Genomic DNA, 17,819 nt, shown 5'->3' with positions numbered 1-17,819 from the left:
ATAAACTACACCAGAACAATCCAAGCCAATTCATGATGTTTCATATTAAGAGAAGACTTCATAAAGATTGCTTTCCTACTTAGTAAATGCAAAATTATTCGTGGTAGATTCATCGAGTGAATAATTCATGTAAAGACGTAAGGACTAATGAAAGCCCCACTAATAGTTACTAATAGTAGACACTATAAAAAAGCCCAATATGAAAGGCTTCTAGCTAGATTTATTAAGTTTAAAATTCGCAAAAGGAATATCGTAACTAATAAAAGAATCAACGTTAGTAACTAATACTAGTTACTAATAGGATATTTAGTAGTCAATTCAAGAATAAAAAGATATTAAAACTAAAAATAATGCATTTAAAGATAATAATCCTTCTGAAAATCATTATTAGTAACTAATATAGGTACTGATATTAGTTACTACAAAAAAGCCTAATCTGAAAGGCTTTTTGCTAGAACTCTAAGAAGATGAATAATGAAAAATAACATAGTAACTATTAGAGGTGTCAACATTAGTATCTAATATTGATAACGAACGAAATTTCCTGGAACGAACTTGAAAAGTAAATACGCCATTCATCGCAGGTATAAATAGGAAATGTCAAAGAGAAGGGTCATTTTGAATATTGACCCACTTCTATTTTTAGGATTTCGAAGAACTTCTTCTAGTTTAATTGGTAACAATACTGCAGGAGTATATATCAAATAGGTAAATTAAAATTGCTATTAAAAAATTCGGATCTTTACCTCGTTACGTCTCCTTCGATTACAGTCAATATAACAATAAGTCAGATTTATTAAGAACATAATTCTTGTTAATTTACTCGAGATAGAGTGTATAGAATTACTTACTCTACAAAACTCCGATATCCTCATACTTAAAGAATGATTTACTGAAACAAATTCAAATCCGTAACTTTTTCAAAAAAAAATTTTTCAAACGGAAAGCAATGTATTGTTCCGAAGTAATGTAGTTTGCATGGTCCTGAATAATAGTTTTAACAATGAAATAAAACCTGTTACTTAGAACGTCTGTATTACTTAGTGTTTTAATCACCGAAGTAGTAGGTTACTTAGAAGGCGAACAATATAACAAAAAAACAGTAGGAATATGAGGTAAGAAATTTTTATCTTCTGGTTTCAGAATGAGAGTTGCAAATGAAGAGAAATATGATCTTAAAAGTATAAATATTTTTGAAAAAAGTTAGCTGAACATCGATAAGAATTATTAAGCTGCCAAAGAATATTAATTAAATCGAATCTAAGGTTCAACGAAATCTGAAAGGATTTTATATTTAGTAGCAACAAAAATGAATTGTTTAGGCAGTGCAGCAAGCCGTGTAAAAATATTTACTTCCCATACAGATAATGATAATTAAGGACGGTAATAAGAAGTTTTTATAGTTATCCATCAGTCTATTTGTAATAGCACTAATAAAATTATTTAGAGTAAGGAAATAAAAGAATATAGAGGCCTTTCTTTTGCTCTATAGTTAGAGAAGCAATAGCCGAATGCAATAATGAATCCAAATCACCATTAATTTCGGCGGAACTTGCTGCAGATAATTCTACGTTAGGATTTAAAAATTCTTTTTTTCCTTCTAATTTTAAAAAGAATTCACTTACGGAAATGTCTAATCCTTCACAGATGTTTGTTAGAACAGAAATGGACAACTCCTGTGTACCGTTTTCTATTCTAGAGAGGGAAGATTGAGCCATGTTAATTTTTTTTGCAAACTCAATTAATTTAATGTTTTTTTCTTTCCTATATTCTTTAATAAGTTTTCCAGCAATAAGGTTATCCATTTTATATTCCTTCCTGAAAATAAAAATTTTAATCTAAACTATTTTAATTTTATTCGAATTACTATAACTGATTCTATCGCATTATTTATTGATTTTACAAATACCCAAAGGTAATATAAGATATAATTATTCCTTTTAAAGGAATATTGATTTTAAAGGAATAAAGAAGGAGGACGTATGATGGTTAAAGGATTTCAGCAGGTAATGGAAGAGTTAGTACAGAGAAGGATAGAAGAAATTATTAATAGTACTGAATTTATTTCAATATCTGAAGCGATTGAACACGACTTGGAAGAGAAACTCAAACAGCTAGCCCAATTAGCTGATGATGTGGACAAGTTGACCCTTATAAGTGACTTCAAAGACAATATCTTTGAACAAGTTTATCTACAAAGCACTATTGCCTACAAAACTGCCTTTAATGACGCTTTGATATTTGCGGTTGACACTTTGATGGCGCCAAAAAAAATATAGTTTGAAAGGGGAAGAGGGATAAATGGAAGTTTTCGATGGAAGACTATATATTGATGTGTCAACTTTGGTAGAGTGTTCAGAAGGAGAAGATATGAAAAACAAAGCTCATGAGAACTTTACATCTGAACTATTTACAGAATTAAGAATTCTGTTAGGGAATAGAGGTTATATGACCGGAATTATTGGCGTGAATTTAGAGCATGTGGAATCATCAACGGAAAATGATGTAAAGCTCATTAAATCTGAGGTGGATCAAGCAAAGCTTCAAATAAACAGTGTATATAATAAAGCTAATGACTTTACATGCGAGATAGATTAAAGATAACGAGATGTTAATGTAAACATCTAAAGACCGAAATCTTTAATTATAATTTGTGTGGATTATATTAATTTCAATAAAGAAAGCAGAGAGAAAATGATCAGCTTAATTGTTTTGCCCATGAATTTTTTCAACAGATCTTTAAGTATCGAAGAGTTAGAATTGGAATTAGACTACTATATGCTTGTACAGTTAAATGACAATGGTTATGTAGCAATCGAAATTCTTGATAAGAGGATGGCTGAGGATTTAAAAAATCTTAAAGAAGAAGAAAAATTTTACGTACCTACTGTTATAGTTTTTAAATACAGAGATAAGGAAATTAGTAAAACTGATTTATTCGTTTATATATATCTTTGCTTACTAGCCTTTTCGATTGATGACAGTAAAGTAAAACCGCTAAAAAAGGAAATATCCCGTAAACTAGGAAAAAGAAAAACAGAAATTGAAGAATCATTAAACAACCTTGTAACAGTCGGTAAAGTTTTTCTGGATCGAAAAAATAGTGGATACTACATTATTGACGAATTAGCCAATCCGATGAAAGTTTATGAGTTGGAAGCTCATCTAAGAAGAGAGAAGAATTAGAATAATCCTCTCAGAATTGTGAAGTAGTACATTCAAATATCTGATATATAAATGAGTCATTCGAAATTTGGACAACGTTAAGTTGTACCTTATATTGAATGGCTTTTTTTTTAATAGTTAAGTACCAGTTAAACCATTCCAGATAGAGCTATTCTAAGCATTGAAGGAACAAATGTGGAATGTGTATTGCAGGCCGCTTCATTTACGAGAGGGAGCTACAAAATAAGAGATGGAATATTTCCCGCCCCTTATTTTATTTAGATTAGAATTTTATTGGTTTTTAAAAACCGAGTCTAATTTTCGATATTAAACTCTTTTGCTATATCTCATAGGTAAAATAAGATTAACTATATAGGTCTTATTGTGAAACCCTTTAAACATTGGTAAAATTAGGTTTATCATACGTTGAAGAGTATTAACAGAAAGAGGGAATTTAAATGTCTACAGCAAATATTGGTTTTGAAGAAAAATTATGGTCAATGGCAGATAAGCTCCGTGGCAGCATGGACGCTTCTGAATATAAAAATGTGGTATTGGGGCTTCTATTCCTTAAATATGTTTCGGATTCTTTTGAAGAGAAATATGAAGAACTTACGCAAGACGAATGGGCAGATCCGGAAGATAAAGACGAGTACCTAGCAGAGAATATTTTCTGGGTGCCGAAAGAAGCTCGTTGGACTTACATTAAAGAAAACGCTAAAAAACCTGAAATTGGTCAGATTATAGATAATGCAATGATTGCTACTGAAAAAGAGAATGAATCCTTGCGGGGGGTTTTGCCGAAAGACTATGCACGTCCGGCTCTCGATAAAACAAGACTTGGAGAAACAATCGATTTGTTCTCGTTTAAAATCGGAGATAAAGAAAGTCGCTCCAAAGATATGTTGGGCCGTGTCTATGAATACTTTCTCTCTAAATTTGCAAGCGCAGAAGGGAAAAATGGTGGGGAATTTTATACGCCAAGTTCTGTAGTTAAGTTACTTGTACAGATGTTGGAACCGTATAAAGGCCGAGTTTATGATCCTTGCTGCGGTTCGGGAGGCATGTTCGTTCAAAGTGAGAAGTTTGTTGAAGAACACCAAGGGCGTCTAGGAGATATTGCTGTCTATGGTCAGGAATCAAATCCGACAACTTGGAAATTAGCGAAAATGAACTTGGCTATCCGAGGAATTGATGGGAATATTGGTGATCACAATGCGGATACTTTCCATAACGATTTACATAAAGGGTTAAAAGCTGATTATATCCTGGCAAATCCACCTTTCAATATCAGTGACTGGGGTGGAGAAAAGTTGAAAGAAGATGTCCGATGGCAATTTGGAACGCCGCCAGTAGGAAATGCCAACTATGCATGGATTCAACATATGGTTTCAAAACTTGCAACATCTGGTACAGCAGGCTTTGTGCTTGCAAATGGGTCTATGTCGACAAGTACAACATCAGAACTTGAAATACGTAAAAATCTGATTGAGCAAGATCTTGTCGAATGCATCGTTACACTGCCGGGACAATTATTTTACTCCACACAAATACCGGTTTGTTTGTGGTTTATTACACGTAATAAAGCAAAAAATGGTAAAAAAGAACGCTGTGGAGAAATTCTTTTCATCGATGCCAGAAAACAAGGTCATATGGCTTCGCGGACATTGAAAGAATTTTCAACAGAAGACATCAATAAAATTTCAGACGTATACCATGCATGGCGCGGAACAAATGAGCAGGAATACGAAGATGTAGCAGGTTTTTGCAAAGTTGCTAAACTTGATGAAGTGCGTGAGCATGAGTATATCTTGACGCCTGGCCGTTATGTAGGGTTAGAGGCTGCAGTAGAAGACACTGAGCCGTTTGAAGAAAAGATGGAGCGGTTGACTGGTGAATTGGCAGAACAACTTGTAAAGTCGAAAAAAATTGAAGACCAAATCCGTAAAGCGTTGGAGGGGATTGGGTATGGAGTTTAACAACTGGAATGAATATAGAGTTGGTGAAGTATGTGATATTCGTTCGAGTAAAAGAATCTTTTTAAAAGACTATGTTTCTAAAGGTATTCCTTTCTACCGATCAAAGGAAATCATATTAAAACATAAGAATGAAAAGATAAAGGATCCCTTATATATTTCTAAAGATAAATTTATAGAAATTAAAGAAAAGTATGGAGCGCCACAAGAAAATGATATCTTATTAACTTCTGTTGGCACACTAGGCGTACCATATATTGTACAAAAAGAAGAAGAGTTTTATTTTAAGGATGGAAATTTAACGTGGTTTAACAACTTTACGTCAGATATCAATCCTAGTTTTCTTTATTACTGGTTAGTTTCTCCGATAGGGAAACAAGAACTTGATGCTATTACAATTGGTTCTACACAAAAAGCATTAACTATGGTTTCGCTTAGGAAAATGAAAATAAAAGTACCGCCGTTAACAATTCAAAATCAAATTTCACAAATTCTTTCTTCTCTAGATAAGAGTATTATAATTAGCCATAAAAGTATCTCTATTCTTGAAGAAATAGCACAAACTCTCTTTCAGCGTTGGTTTATTGATTTTGAGTTTTTAAATGAAGATGGACAACCATATAAATCAAGTGGCGGAGAAATGATGGAGAGTGAATTAGGTTTAATTCCAGTAGAATGGAAAGTTGGAAAAGCTTCAGATATGTTTTACTTTTCTCCTAAAACTTCTTTGAAAAAAGGGGACGTAGCAGATTATATTGAAATGAAAGATTTAAATGATTCTGCAATGATTCATTCTTGGAAAAAGAGAGCGTTTAGTGGATCAGGCAGTAAATTTATTAATGGGGATACATTACTTGCTAGAATTACGCCTTGTCTTGAAAACGGAAAAATTGGATATGTTGACTTTATGGAAAAAGATAAAATGGGATGGGGGTCTACTGAGTTTATAACAATTAGAAGTAAAGAAGAGTATCCAATGACACTTACGTACTTTTTTTCTTCAAATCCTGCTTTTAAAAAATATGCTATAAGTAATATGAATGGTAGCTCTGGAAGACAACGTGTTAACCATCAGACCCTAAGCAATTATCCTTCTGTTATATATCCAAAAGATATTACACAAAAGTTTGCGTTGATAGTTGATGAAATAATGGGATTGATATCCAATATGCGCAATGAAATTAACACCTTAATAAACATTAGAGATACGCTTCTTCCAAAACTTATCTCTGGAGAAATCGAACTCCCTGACGAAACAGAGGTGATCGAACATGTACCAATTTCATGAAGACGATCTTGAACAAGCTACTCTGGAATGGCTTGAAAACTTAGGATATAAAATAGAAAATGGGCCAAGTATCGCTGTAGATGGAGATACGCCTGAACGTGATAGCTATGCTGATGTTGTTCTAAACGGCCGTCTTGAAGAGGCATTATTGCAAATTAATCCCGATGCCTCATTAGAAAGCGTATTGCGGGCAGTTCAGTTGGTAACCATGGTGCAGTCTCCAAATCTTGTTGTCAATAATCGGATTTTCCAGAAGTATGTCACAGATGGCATAGACGTGGAAGTCCGAAAAGAAAATGGGCGTAATGCGACAGAAAAATTGTGGTTGTTCGATTTCCAAAATCCGTCGAACAATAATTTTCTGGCAGTGAATCAGTTCACTGTCATTGAAGGACAAAACAACAAACGTCCGGATGTGATTGTTTTTGTGAATGGCTTGCCGTTGGTTGTGATTGAATTGAAGAATTCGACAGACGAACAAGTGGGGATTTCAAAAGGATTTAATCAGCTTCAAACCTACAAATCAACGATTCCATCTTTATTTCAATACAACGCCTTTATGGTAACAAGTGATGGAATAAATGCTAGAGCTGGGTCACTCACTGCAGATGAAGAACGGTTTATGATGTGGCGCACAGTGGATGGAGAGTCAATTGCTCCTTCGACGATGCCGCAGCTTGAAGTGTTGATTCAAGGGATGTTCAAGCCTGAAGTTTTGCTAGACCTGCTCCGCCATTTTATTGTTTTTCAAACAGACGGTGAAAAGACATTTAAAATCCTCACTGCCTATCATCAGTATTATGCAGTAAATAAAGCTATCGAACAGGCAAAACGTGCTGCTGCCGAAACCGGAGACCAGAAAATCGGTGTTATTTGGCATACTCAAGGATCAGGGAAGAGTTTATCAATGGTTTTCTATGCCGGTAAGCTTGTTTTAGAGATGAATAATCCAACAATTATTGTCTTAACGGATAGAAATGACCTTGATGACCAACTTTTTAATACATTCTCAATTTCCAATGAATTATTGCGTCAAACACCAAAACAAGCAAATAGCCGTAGTGACTTAAGAAATTTATTGGCTGTTGAATCTGGAGGCATTATTTTTACCACAATGCAGAAGTTTGCTCCTGAAGAAGGATTCACCCATATGGATGCTTTAACTACTCGTCGGAACGTTATTGTAATGGCTGATGAAGCTCATCGGACGCAATATGGCTTCCAAGCGCAAGTGACCAAGACAACAGATGACGTGGCTACTAAATATGGCTATGCAAAATACATGCGAGATGCCTTGCCAAATGCTTCTTTTATTGGATTTACTGGAACTCCTGTAGAATCAAGTGATAAAAACACGCCGGCTGTTTTTGGTGATTATATTGATATTTATGATATGACTCAGGCGGTTGAAGATGGTTCGACGGTAAAGATTTATTATGAGAGCCGCATCGTGAAACTTGATTTGCCAGAAGGCTTGGATATAGATTCGGAGTATGATGAAATAACTGAATTCCAGGAAGAATCGGATAGAGAAAAGTTGAAATCTAAATGGTCACGCCTGGAAGCACTGGTTGGTGCTGAACAGCGACTTCAAAAGTTGGCTGCCGACATGGTGAATCACTTTGAGTCCAGACAAAACGCCATGTTCGGGAAATCGATGATCGTCGTCATGTCCCGCCGGATTGCCATCGATCTGTACCAGGAAATCATCAAATTGCGTCCAGAATGGCATTCAGAAGATGATAAGAAAGGCGTTATCAAAATCGTAATGACAGGAACTTCGAGTGATCCGGAACACTGGCAACCTTTCATCGGCAATAAAAAAAGGCGGGATGATTTGGCTCGTCGTATGAAAGATGTTAATGATGAACTCAAAATTGTCATTGTCCGCGATATGTGGTTGACCGGATTTGATGTACCTTCTATGCATACGATGTATATCGACAAGCCCATGAAAGGGCATAACTTAATGCAAGCCATTGCACGAGTAAACCGTGTCTTTCGAGATAAGCCAGGTGGATTGATTGTCGATTATATTGGAATTGCGGACAGCTTAAAAGAAGCATTAAAGCAATACACCGATAGTGATCGAGGCAACACCGGAATTGATACAGCGGTTGCAGTAGATGTATTGCTAGAAAAATTCGAGATTATTCAAGATATGTTGTACAAGCATAGTTATGACAACTTTAATTCAGAGAAAGCTTCTGAGCGTATGAGAGCGATTACTGAAACGATGGATTTCGTGATCGGCTTAGGAGAAGAAGAGAAGAAGCGTTTTATGAAAGTTGTAACTGAACTTGGAAAAGCTTTTGCTTTATGTGCTACTGAACCGGAAGCGCAAGAGTTAAATGCAGAGATTGGATTCCTTAAAGCTGTGAAAGCCGCTCTGGTTAAATTGATTCCTGATGATGGTACCCGAAAAACGCCTGAGCAAGTGGACGCTCAATTGAATCAGCTGATATCAAAATCGGTTATTTCAGATGAAGTAATTGATATCTATACTTCTCTTGGCATTCAGAATCCAGACATTTCGATTTTATCGGATGAATTTTTGGACGAAGTCCGGGCATTGCCGCAGAAAAACTTGGCAGTGGAATTGCTGAATCGCTTATTACAGGGGAAAGTGAAAAATGTACAGCGAACGAACCTTGTGAAAGCACAGAAATTCACTGAGATGCTGAATAATGCCATCAAAAAATACAACAAGCGGGCCATTGAAACTTCAAAAATTATTGAAGAATTGATTCAGCTTGCAAAAGAAATGAATGATTCTGTGAAGGCAGGAGAAGCTTCGGGGTTGATTAAAGAAGAAGTAGCCTTTTATGATGCTTTAGCTTCTCATGAAACAGCAGAACAGGTATTAGGTGATGATATCCTAAAAGTCATCGCACACGAGCTTACAAAGGCAATTAAAGAGAATATGAGCATTGACTGGAACTTACGAGAGTCGGCCAGAGCGAAAATGAGAATTACTGTTCGAAGGTTATTGAAGAAATATGGTTATCCGCCTGATTTACAGAAGTTGGCGGTAGAGACCGTTGTTGAGCAGGCTGAGTTGATGGCTGAGAGTGTTAAACTATGATAGACGTTACATTAGCTTAAGAATTTAAAAAGAATTAGAAGTAGATTGCTTTTTTTCAATCTTATAGATGATTACTCTTGATGTTGATTTACTAGAAAAGAGGAACCGAGGCAAAAGTGCTTCGGTTCCTTATCATTTAATAAATTCATTTAGAACCAAAAATTATTCCTCGTTCTTAGATGATAATATAAGACTTTCATAAATCCAATCGTTCAAGCGAGTGTAAAGGTAGTCAAATTCATGCATCATATTAATGTAATCTATTCCGAAACTTTCTTTTCCATCTCCATAAATAAACTCTACTAATTCCTTATCAAAAGGATATCTGTAATTCATAGAACCTGTATCAGTAAGATCTAATTCTGAGATTAATTTACCTATTTTTTTTAATTCGTTTTTATGAGTTTGTGTATTAATAAAGCTATAATTAGCGCGGATTTCATTATTAGCCTTGTCCCATAAACTTTTAAGATTATGACCTTCCAGTTTTTCTTTTACTTTTTCCATCTCTATTTTTTGATCACAATAATTTTTAAATAGTATTGCTTTCAAACTAAGTTCAATTGAGTGGCGATACAAATAAATTGCTGGATTAATTAGTGTATCAGCTATATGTCCATGATTAGAATCGATAGACAAAATTAATTTGTCAGCAGCTTCTTTAAAATGCTTAGCGTACAAATTAAAGAACTCATCATTCTGTATAGAGGTTTTTTGCCAATTAGGAAAAGCGTTTCGATATATATCGGAATTCTGTTTAAATAGCATTGCATTCACCTTTTCTCTAAGAAATATTGGGCAGTTAAACAATCTTTTTGCTTCATGTCTCAATTATATAACACAAGGAGTGAATACTTATGTCAGAAGAACAAATAAATCTGGAATCTTTAGAAACACTATTACCTGATACTGAAGAGACAGAAAGCAAAAAAGTTTATCTTAAAACACTAAAATGGGCATTGGAAAATAAGGATATAAAAAATTTAGCGATTACTGGTACCTATGGATCTGGGAAAAGTAGTATTCTAAAAACTTTTTGGAATGCTTATGATAAAAAAGAAAAAGTTCTAGAGATTTCTGCAGCAACATTTAGTGAAGAAAAAGAATTCTCTCGGAACCCAGAGGGAAATGAAGAAACAGAAGAAAGTTCGGGAGACTATGTTAGTGTTGAGAATGTCTTAGAACAACACATTACGCAACAAATGTTTTACAAAGTTAAGCCAGAAAAGATTCCTCTATCTAGATTTACTCGAATACACAACGAGAATAGTTGGGAGACTTTTTGGAATACGTTACTATTTTTGTTTTCGTTCCTCTTAGTTTACTTTTCTATTAAATATGAATGGTTAACAAAGCTATTCACATATAATACCAGTGAAAATTTCAATTCTATGAATTTATTTATATTTATAGTGCTTTTATTAATTGGTATATTAATCCTCTCATTTGCAATATTTAGAGCAGTCAAAGTAGCAAAAAACTTACGTCTAAGTACTTTTGGAATTGGAAACGCAACCTTTGAATTAAAAGCAGACAAGGATAATACAGTCTTTAATAAATATTTAGACGAGATAATCTATTTCTTCTCTCAGACAGGTATTAATGTTGTAGTTTTTGAAGATTTAGATCGTTTCAACAATTTAAATATATTTGAGAGATTAAGAGGACTCAATCATATTTTAAACCAGTCAGAAGAGCTTAAAGGAGAAAACATAATTTTTGTTTATGCTTTAAAGGATGATATATTTTCGGAAAATGATAACTTTCAGGAAGTTCAGAATCGCACAAAGTTCTTTGATTTTATCATTCCAACAGTAAAAATAATGCACTCTTCAAATTCAGAAAGTGTACTTTTAAGTAAGTTGAAAAGATATATCAAAGATGAAAATGCACATGGCGAAGAAGACGGGGTTTCAAAAAAATTAATAACGGATGTATCTTTATTTATAAGTGACATGAGAGTACTGAAAAATATATGTAACGAATATTTTATTTATCGATCAGCTTTAAATCAGTCTGGAATTCTACAAGACAAGCTATTTGCGATAATTGTTTATAAAAACATTTATCCTAAAGATTTTTCGGACTTACTGAACAATGAAGGGCATTTAAGCAATCTTTTCAATATAAAGCAACATCTAATTAGTATACATAAATCAGAATATGAAAAACAATTGGAAGATCTAGAAAAAGTAGTAGCATTTATTGAATCAGATACAGTGGAGTCTTTAGACGAACTAGTAATAACACATCTTAGAAAAATGAATAATTTGAATACAAGTCATAGTATTGAACTAGCTGGAACTAATTATAGTATTAATGATAGTAAGAGTATGGCTGACTTTTTGAAAAAATTGCTTGAACTATCTCCTAATGAACCGCCTTTGAAAATTCAAACGGGTAGGCACAATCCTCCATCTATTAGCTTTAAAGATTTTTGTACAGCTAAAAACACGAGTCCAGACATTCTAATAAGAGCAAAAGCGATTGTTATAAGAGATGAAGATAAGGTACCTATAACTAAAAGTAAAATAAAAGAATTAAAGAAGTTTATATCAGAATTAAATACTAGTAGCTTTTCAGAAGTGATTAGAAAACCGCATGCTTTAATAGATGAACATTTGAAGGAGAGGGATTTATTAAGGGTACTGATCCTGCAAGGATGGATTGATGAAGATTACGATGAATATATTACTTATTTTTATGAAGGATCAATGTTTAAGGAAGATGTTAATTTTCTGAAGAGTGTAAGGCTAAGCAATCCCAAAGGTTTCGACTATAAATTAAAAAATATAAATGAAGTTCAAAAGAAATTGAGTAAAGAACATTTCTATAGTCCAGCCATATTAAATTATGATTTGCTTAGTTTTTTATTAAATGCTGTAGAAGATGAATCAATACAAAAAAGAAATTATTTGATAGATTATATTAGTAATGATCTAATAGAGAATTTTAGTTTTGTATTAGACTTTTTAGAGAAATATAATATGGATTTAACCCCAAAAGTAAAAGTACTTATCCATGACCTAGTTGAAAGAAATGAAAACTTATGGGATAAGATGTTTGGAAGTTTTAAAGACAAAAGCCAGGAAATTAAATTTATCCAGTTATTAATATTCACAGTTACTCTTTCAGAATTAAAGAAATTAAATGGATCTGATAGCCTTTCTCATTATATTGAACAAAGTCGAGAATTTTTATCTTGGTGGAGTGAAAATGAGTTAGATGATGATGATATAGAAAAATTGAGATTAACTTTGGAAACACTAGAAGTACAATTCTCAGACTTGCAATATGTCGAAGATTCAGCAGATATTATTGACCTGATTATCGAGAATAACTTTTATAAATTAAAGAAAGAAGTTTTATCTACACTGTTATATAATTTTGAAACTATAAATTATGAGGTTATCCACAGTCAGAATTCAATAATGATGAGAAGAAGAATTGAAGATGAAATTGGAGTATTTGTATCAGAAATACTATTAGATCAATTTTCTTATAATGAAACAGAGGACATGTTTATAAATCTTCTAAACCATGAAAACTTAGATAAAGAGTTGAAATTAGAGCTGCTAGAAAAATGGGATGGTACAATCAGAGATCTAAAAGAAGTTGAGAGTATAGAGTTGTATTCAAAGATTTTAGAAGAAAACAAGATAGAAGTTAGTTGGTTAAATATTAGAACTTATTATTCTACATTAGAAGTGGATGAAGAATTGCAAATATTAGAGGATTTTATAACTATTTCTTCGAATTTTGATAACTTGATAAAAGAAACCGAAAAAGTAAATAGTCAAGAGATTGAAGAAGCATGTTTTCAAGATGTTATAAAATTAGTAATTAGTTCTGATAAAGTTTCCGATGAAAAAATTAATGACTTTTTAGCAAATATAGATCAAGAGATAATCATAGATTCTCCTAGTGAAATTTCTGAAAGAAGATACATGATGTTATTAGAAATGAAGCTACTTTCATGGCAAGAGAATATACTAGAACACTTACGAGAAACGAACGCTACATTAGCTACCATGTATTTTCACTTGATTAGAGAATCTCTATCATACGAGGAAATCGAATCTTTAATTAGTAACCAAAAATTGCCTTGGGACAAAAATATCTATTTCTATTTTGATGAAAAAGAAGAGGAGCTATTCGCATATAATTATTTAATTTCTTTTGAAGAACAGCAATTCATTGAAAAATTAATGGAAATAGAATGTAATTCATTGCTTTACGAAGAAATAATAAAGGATGAAAATGTCATGGCTGATACAAAGTTCAGCATGATTAATACTTTCAAACAGTTGAAGGTAAAACTTAATTCAGAGATAATAAATTGGCTCTTAAATAAATTTAAAGAAGAAGGCTTTGAAATTATTAGCGACTCTTTGGAAAGAAAAATAATAGAAGATGATTTTCTAATGTCTTTACGAAGCCAAGAGAATATAGCTCTTATTTTCTTAGGATGTATAGAAAAATATCAATACAAAAAGAGGAAGATTTATAATCTATTATCGGAGCTGCCAGAACCATTTTCCCTTTTAATTATTCCTAACAAGCGAAATACTGAATTTATGTATTCCACACCTATGACAAAGTTGTTAAATAAGTTAGATAGTATGGATGTGATTGCTAGCTTTTCAGAAAGAGAAGGACTATTGTATGTGAATAATAAAAGGCAGATAAGATAAGATAAAGAAGCGGCACAATAAGAGTGCCGCTCCGAGAGCGTAAAATATTTGTGTAAATGAATAATTCACTTCGAAGTAATAAATTAAAGGGATAGCAAAATGAAAGCGGTGTTTTAGGGGCATATTAGAAGTAGAGGAGGATGACTTTGGGGAGCATAGATGAAGAATTTAAAAGCCTCAATGATGACAAGGAAAAACTTCGTCTAAAAGAATTGAAAAATAAATATCTTTCCGATATAAATACAAACCTTGAAGGTGCAAAAAAAGAAGGCTACAAAATAGGCATGGAAATAGCAATTAAAAATATTTTAAAAAACATGCCAGACATGACAGTGGAAAGTATTGCTGAAATACTTGAAGTCGATATAAGACAAGTGGAAAGAGTAAAAAATGAACAAACGAATTTAAAAGAAAACTAAAGGTATTAAGAGTATTCCAGATAGAAGTTACTCTTAACCTATAGTTTCTATACGGAACTAAATCATTATGATAGTGATTCGAGTTTCTACTATATATGTAGAACGAATTAAGCTCTTATTGCTAGAAGAAACACTTTTAATCGAAATGCAGAAATACAGTTTATGTGTTTAACATAAAGCGTCTCTTTGAATAGGTAATTCTCATCTCCGTAAGCAATTTTTATAAACCTAGTCAAAACCGTGGTCAGTGATTTAAAAGGGTATGCCAAAACCCTTGAAAACACTGGTATTACTGCACTTTTAAAGGGAGGGGGTCTGACTCCCGCCGTCTCCATAGATTTTATGGAGCTACATAAGAACGCCAAAACCTTTACCTGGGTTTTGGCGTTTTTTCATTTCAACGAAAAGAAGGAATTCCTATTATATAGAAGGAATTAGATTCATCAGAAGAAAAACTTTCTACCAGAGGAGTGATAGGAATGGCAAAAGTGGTCTTGGGAATGATCATGTCGGTTGATGGATTCATCAATGATAGGCACGGCAGTTTGGGTAAATTGTATGCCAGTTTTGAGCCGAACGACGAGATCAATGCGGCGATGGGCAATACCGGAGCGGTAGTAATGGGGCGCAATAGCTTTGAGAGCACGGAAGACACGGATGCCTATGCAGATGATTATGAGTTTCAGGTGCCGCTGTTTATATTGACTCATCACCCGCCTGCCAGGCATCCGAAAGAAAACGAAAAACTGACAATCACATTCGTGACTGAAGGCATCGAGAATGCCATACGCCAAGCAAAAACGTCAGCTGACAATAAAGACGTGGTGGTTTTAGGCGCGAGTACCGGCCAACAAGCGTTGAAAGCAGGGCTGGTGGATGAATTGCAGATTGCCATCGCTCCGATACTTCTTGGCGAAGGGCTCCGTTTTTTCGAACATCTGGATGACCTTGAGATTGAACTGGAAAAAATAAAAACGATCGAGACTGACCGGCAGGTGGAGATATGGTACAAGGTAATTTGATTTATCGTGAGCAGACTCATCCCAAAATAATCTATTCCGTTTTACTGATGAAAATGACGGGTAGATAACTACTGTCAACAATTAGTAAATAGAATATTTGAGGAGGATTCGATGGAATATATTTATCTTGGCAACTCAGGTCTCCGGGTTCCTAAATATATACTGGGAACTATCCCTTTTAGTGGAACAAATGGTTTTGAGGCAGCGGGCAATGTGAAGGAAGATGAAGCTCGCCGGATGGTGGATATCGCTCTGGAAGCGGGCATCAACATGTTTGATACCGCAAATCTTTATTCGCAGGGTGACGCGGAAAAGGTGCTTGGTGCAGCGATCAAGGGACGGCGGGATGAAGTGCTGCTGACGTCCAAGACCGGATTTCCACTCAGTGAAAATCCGAATGGCCAGGGAGCTTCACGCAATAACATTCTGACTTCCATTGACCAGTCATTGGAGCGTCTGGGTACGGATTATCTGGATTTATATTTTGTGCATCTATGGGACGGACAGACGCCGATTGAAGAAACGGTCGAGACGATGGACAGCCTGGTGAAATCAGGGAAGATCCGCCACTGGGGTGTGTCAAATTACAGCGGCTGGGCGCTTGCAAAGACCCATACTTACGCAAAACAGGCCGGTTTTATTCCGCCGATTACACAGCAGATCTACTATACGCCGGAAGCGCGTGAAGCGGAGTATGAACTTCTGCCGGCGGGTACTGAGCTGGGTGTCAGTTCCATGATCTGGAGTCCGCTCGGTGAAGGATTATTGAACGGCAAAATCGGCAGGGAAAAGGAAGCACCTGAAGATACGCGTCAAGGCGGCGGATGGCCGGAGCCTTGGGTGATGGATCAGGAGCGGCTTTACCAGGTGATTGACGCGCTTGAAGAAGTGGCGGCGAACCACAATGCTTCCGTGCCGCAAATCGCGTATACGTGGGTAAAAGACCGTCCGAACGTCGGACCGATTGTAATCGCAGCGCGAAATGAAGAACAGCTGAAAGAAAATATTGCGTCATTTGATATTGAATTGACGAAAGAAGAGCATGACAAGATCGAGTCAGTCGCTCGTCCTGCACCGATCTATCCGCATTGGCACCGGGCCATGAGCGCTCCACAGATGGGAAGCCCTTCTGAAATCGGGTACTTGCAGGCTTATAAAAAGTCGATGGGAATCGACGATTAAACTTTCTATCGCGAATAAAAGACACAGCTGCATTCCTTAAGGGAGTGCGGCTGTGTCTTAATTTTGGATGTTCTACTTTTTAAGGTTTTTCACCAATCCATTTTTGAATCACTACTGACAGTTGATCTGGATGATCCCATTGCAGCAGATGTGAAGAGTCAGTAATTGAAAAGACTGACACATCCTCGATCGACTCTTTCATTTGAACGATTCCTTTATTCCGTGCTTTGTTTAATTCTCTTGGAAGTTCTGCATGGATCAGGATTGTGGGAATTTTTATGTACGGGTAGGCCTCAGCAAAAGGTTCTTCGAAAAAAGCTTTGATTATGTACAACACTGTGTGTTTCGATGCGATCAATTCATATTGGCCGTCCCGCGTTTTTTGAAAAATGGAGCGGACATACTGTTCTTTCCGGGCATCCCAATTTCGGGTGAAACTGCGGTATTCATTAAAGATATCGATTTCAGATTGATAGATTGATTGGTCCATATAGTCGGTCCATCCGGAATAGGCATAGTCAAAAGTCATTTCAGGCTGGTTCTGCGGGAAAGTGAATGCGCCGTCAAGCAGGATCAAGCCCTGAACCTCATCAGGGAAGTGTTGAGTGAAATGCAATGCCACATCCGCTCCCCAGGAATGGCCCATGATAAAATAAGGTTTTTGGATAATCTGAATGAGTGTTTGTTTCAGCCACTTCGCCAAATTTGAAAAGAGATAATCTTCCTCGTTGGGGAGAGTGCTGGTTTTCCCATGCCCAGGCATATCTAAAAGGATGAGATGGAAATCATCACTCCAGTGATCCGCCAGTTCTGCAAAACTATAGAAAGCGTTCCCAGCTAGACCGTGCAGGCAAAGGATGGCCGGCTTATTTACATCCCCATACTCGAGATAACTTACTTTTCCTGAATGCGTATTGATTTCGCGTTTCTCCATTTTCAAGCCTCCGATTATTGAGTCTATGGAAATCTCTTGCCAGTTGTTCGTGAT

Annotated in this window: 13 protein-coding genes; 10 read left to right on the top strand and 3 right to left on the bottom strand. The window is 35.2% G+C overall.

Annotated features, from left to right (window positions below):
- Nucleotides 1-1,439: 1,439 nt before the first annotated feature.
- Nucleotides 1,440-1,805, bottom strand: a complete 366-nt coding sequence (locus tag AC2Q9J_RS15115; RefSeq protein WP_499041219.1) for a helix-turn-helix domain-containing protein — start codon at nucleotides 1,803-1,805, stop codon at nucleotides 1,440-1,442.
- A gap of 180 nt (nucleotides 1,806-1,985) precedes the next feature.
- On the opposite strand from AC2Q9J_RS15115, the gene AC2Q9J_RS15110 reads away from it, so the two are divergent.
- The 6 genes from AC2Q9J_RS15110 to AC2Q9J_RS15085 all read left to right on the top strand — a co-directional run bounded on the left by AC2Q9J_RS15110 (nucleotide 1,986) and on the right by AC2Q9J_RS15085 (nucleotide 9,514).
- Entirely contained in the window at nucleotides 1,986-2,279 is a 294-nt protein-coding gene (locus AC2Q9J_RS15110; RefSeq protein ID WP_499041217.1) for a hypothetical protein, read from the top strand.
- A 22-nt stretch (nucleotides 2,280-2,301) separates the two neighbouring features.
- Nucleotides 2,302-2,598 (top strand): hypothetical protein, encoded by a 297-nt coding sequence (locus AC2Q9J_RS15105; protein ID WP_499041215.1) that lies wholly within the window; start codon nucleotides 2,302-2,304, stop codon nucleotides 2,596-2,598.
- A 96-nt stretch (nucleotides 2,599-2,694) separates the two neighbouring features.
- On the top strand, nucleotides 2,695-3,186 hold the full coding sequence (locus tag AC2Q9J_RS15100; protein WP_499041213.1) for a hypothetical protein: 492 nt from the start codon (nucleotides 2,695-2,697) through the stop codon (nucleotides 3,184-3,186).
- Between the two features lie 437 nt (nucleotides 3,187-3,623).
- Nucleotides 3,624-5,144, top strand: coding sequence for a class I SAM-dependent DNA methyltransferase (locus AC2Q9J_RS15095; RefSeq protein ID WP_499041212.1), 1,521 nt, complete (start codon nucleotides 3,624-3,626; stop codon nucleotides 5,142-5,144).
- Complete coding sequence (locus tag AC2Q9J_RS15090) at nucleotides 5,134-6,429, top strand: restriction endonuclease subunit S (protein ID WP_499041211.1); 1,296 nt, start codon at nucleotides 5,134-5,136, stop codon at nucleotides 6,427-6,429. The genes AC2Q9J_RS15095 and AC2Q9J_RS15090 overlap by 11 nt, the downstream gene beginning before the upstream one ends.
- Nucleotides 6,413-9,514: a type I restriction endonuclease subunit R gene (locus tag AC2Q9J_RS15085; protein WP_499041209.1), complete on the top strand. Its 3,102-nt coding sequence runs from the start codon at nucleotides 6,413-6,415 to the stop codon at nucleotides 9,512-9,514. The genes AC2Q9J_RS15090 and AC2Q9J_RS15085 overlap by 17 nt, the downstream gene beginning before the upstream one ends.
- A 162-nt stretch (nucleotides 9,515-9,676) precedes the next feature.
- On the opposite strand, the gene AC2Q9J_RS15080 is transcribed toward AC2Q9J_RS15085, so the two are convergent.
- Nucleotides 9,677-10,345: a hypothetical protein gene (locus AC2Q9J_RS15080; RefSeq protein ID WP_499041207.1), complete on the bottom strand. Its 669-nt coding sequence runs from the start codon at nucleotides 10,343-10,345 to the stop codon at nucleotides 9,677-9,679.
- Nucleotides 10,346-10,371: 26 nt separating this feature from the next.
- Between AC2Q9J_RS15080 and AC2Q9J_RS15075 the strand changes: the two genes are divergently transcribed.
- The 4 genes from AC2Q9J_RS15075 (at nucleotide 10,372) to AC2Q9J_RS15060 (ending at nucleotide 16,831) form a co-directional block, all read left to right on the top strand.
- A complete protein-coding gene (locus AC2Q9J_RS15075; RefSeq protein WP_499041205.1) occupies nucleotides 10,372-14,208 on the top strand; it encodes a YobI family P-loop NTPase in 3,837 nt (1,278 codons plus the stop codon).
- 146 nt (nucleotides 14,209-14,354) lie between these two features.
- Nucleotides 14,355-14,627, top strand: a complete 273-nt coding sequence (locus tag AC2Q9J_RS15070; RefSeq protein WP_499041203.1) for a hypothetical protein — start codon at nucleotides 14,355-14,357, stop codon at nucleotides 14,625-14,627.
- Nucleotides 14,628-15,106: 479 nt separating this feature from the next.
- Nucleotides 15,107-15,649 carry a dihydrofolate reductase family protein gene (locus AC2Q9J_RS15065; protein ID WP_499041202.1) on the top strand — a complete coding sequence of 181 codons (543 nt, stop codon included), beginning with the start codon at nucleotides 15,107-15,109 and terminating at the stop codon, nucleotides 15,647-15,649.
- A gap of 111 nt (nucleotides 15,650-15,760) precedes the next feature.
- Complete coding sequence (locus tag AC2Q9J_RS15060; protein ID WP_499041200.1) at nucleotides 15,761-16,831, top strand: aldo/keto reductase; 1,071 nt, start codon at nucleotides 15,761-15,763, stop codon at nucleotides 16,829-16,831.
- Nucleotides 16,832-16,910: 79 nt separating this feature from the next.
- Here the strand turns inward: AC2Q9J_RS15060 and AC2Q9J_RS15055 are convergent, their stop codons facing one another.
- On the bottom strand, nucleotides 16,911-17,765 hold the full coding sequence (locus AC2Q9J_RS15055) for an alpha/beta fold hydrolase (protein WP_499041198.1): 855 nt from the start codon (nucleotides 17,763-17,765) through the stop codon (nucleotides 16,911-16,913).
- Nucleotides 17,766-17,819 lie beyond the last annotated feature (54 nt).

Source organism: Planococcus sp. RAB007_Raresut (genome assembly GCF_057369535.1).
Note: the sequence above shows the minus strand (reverse complement) of the source record. Positions and strands in the feature narration are given on the sequence as shown.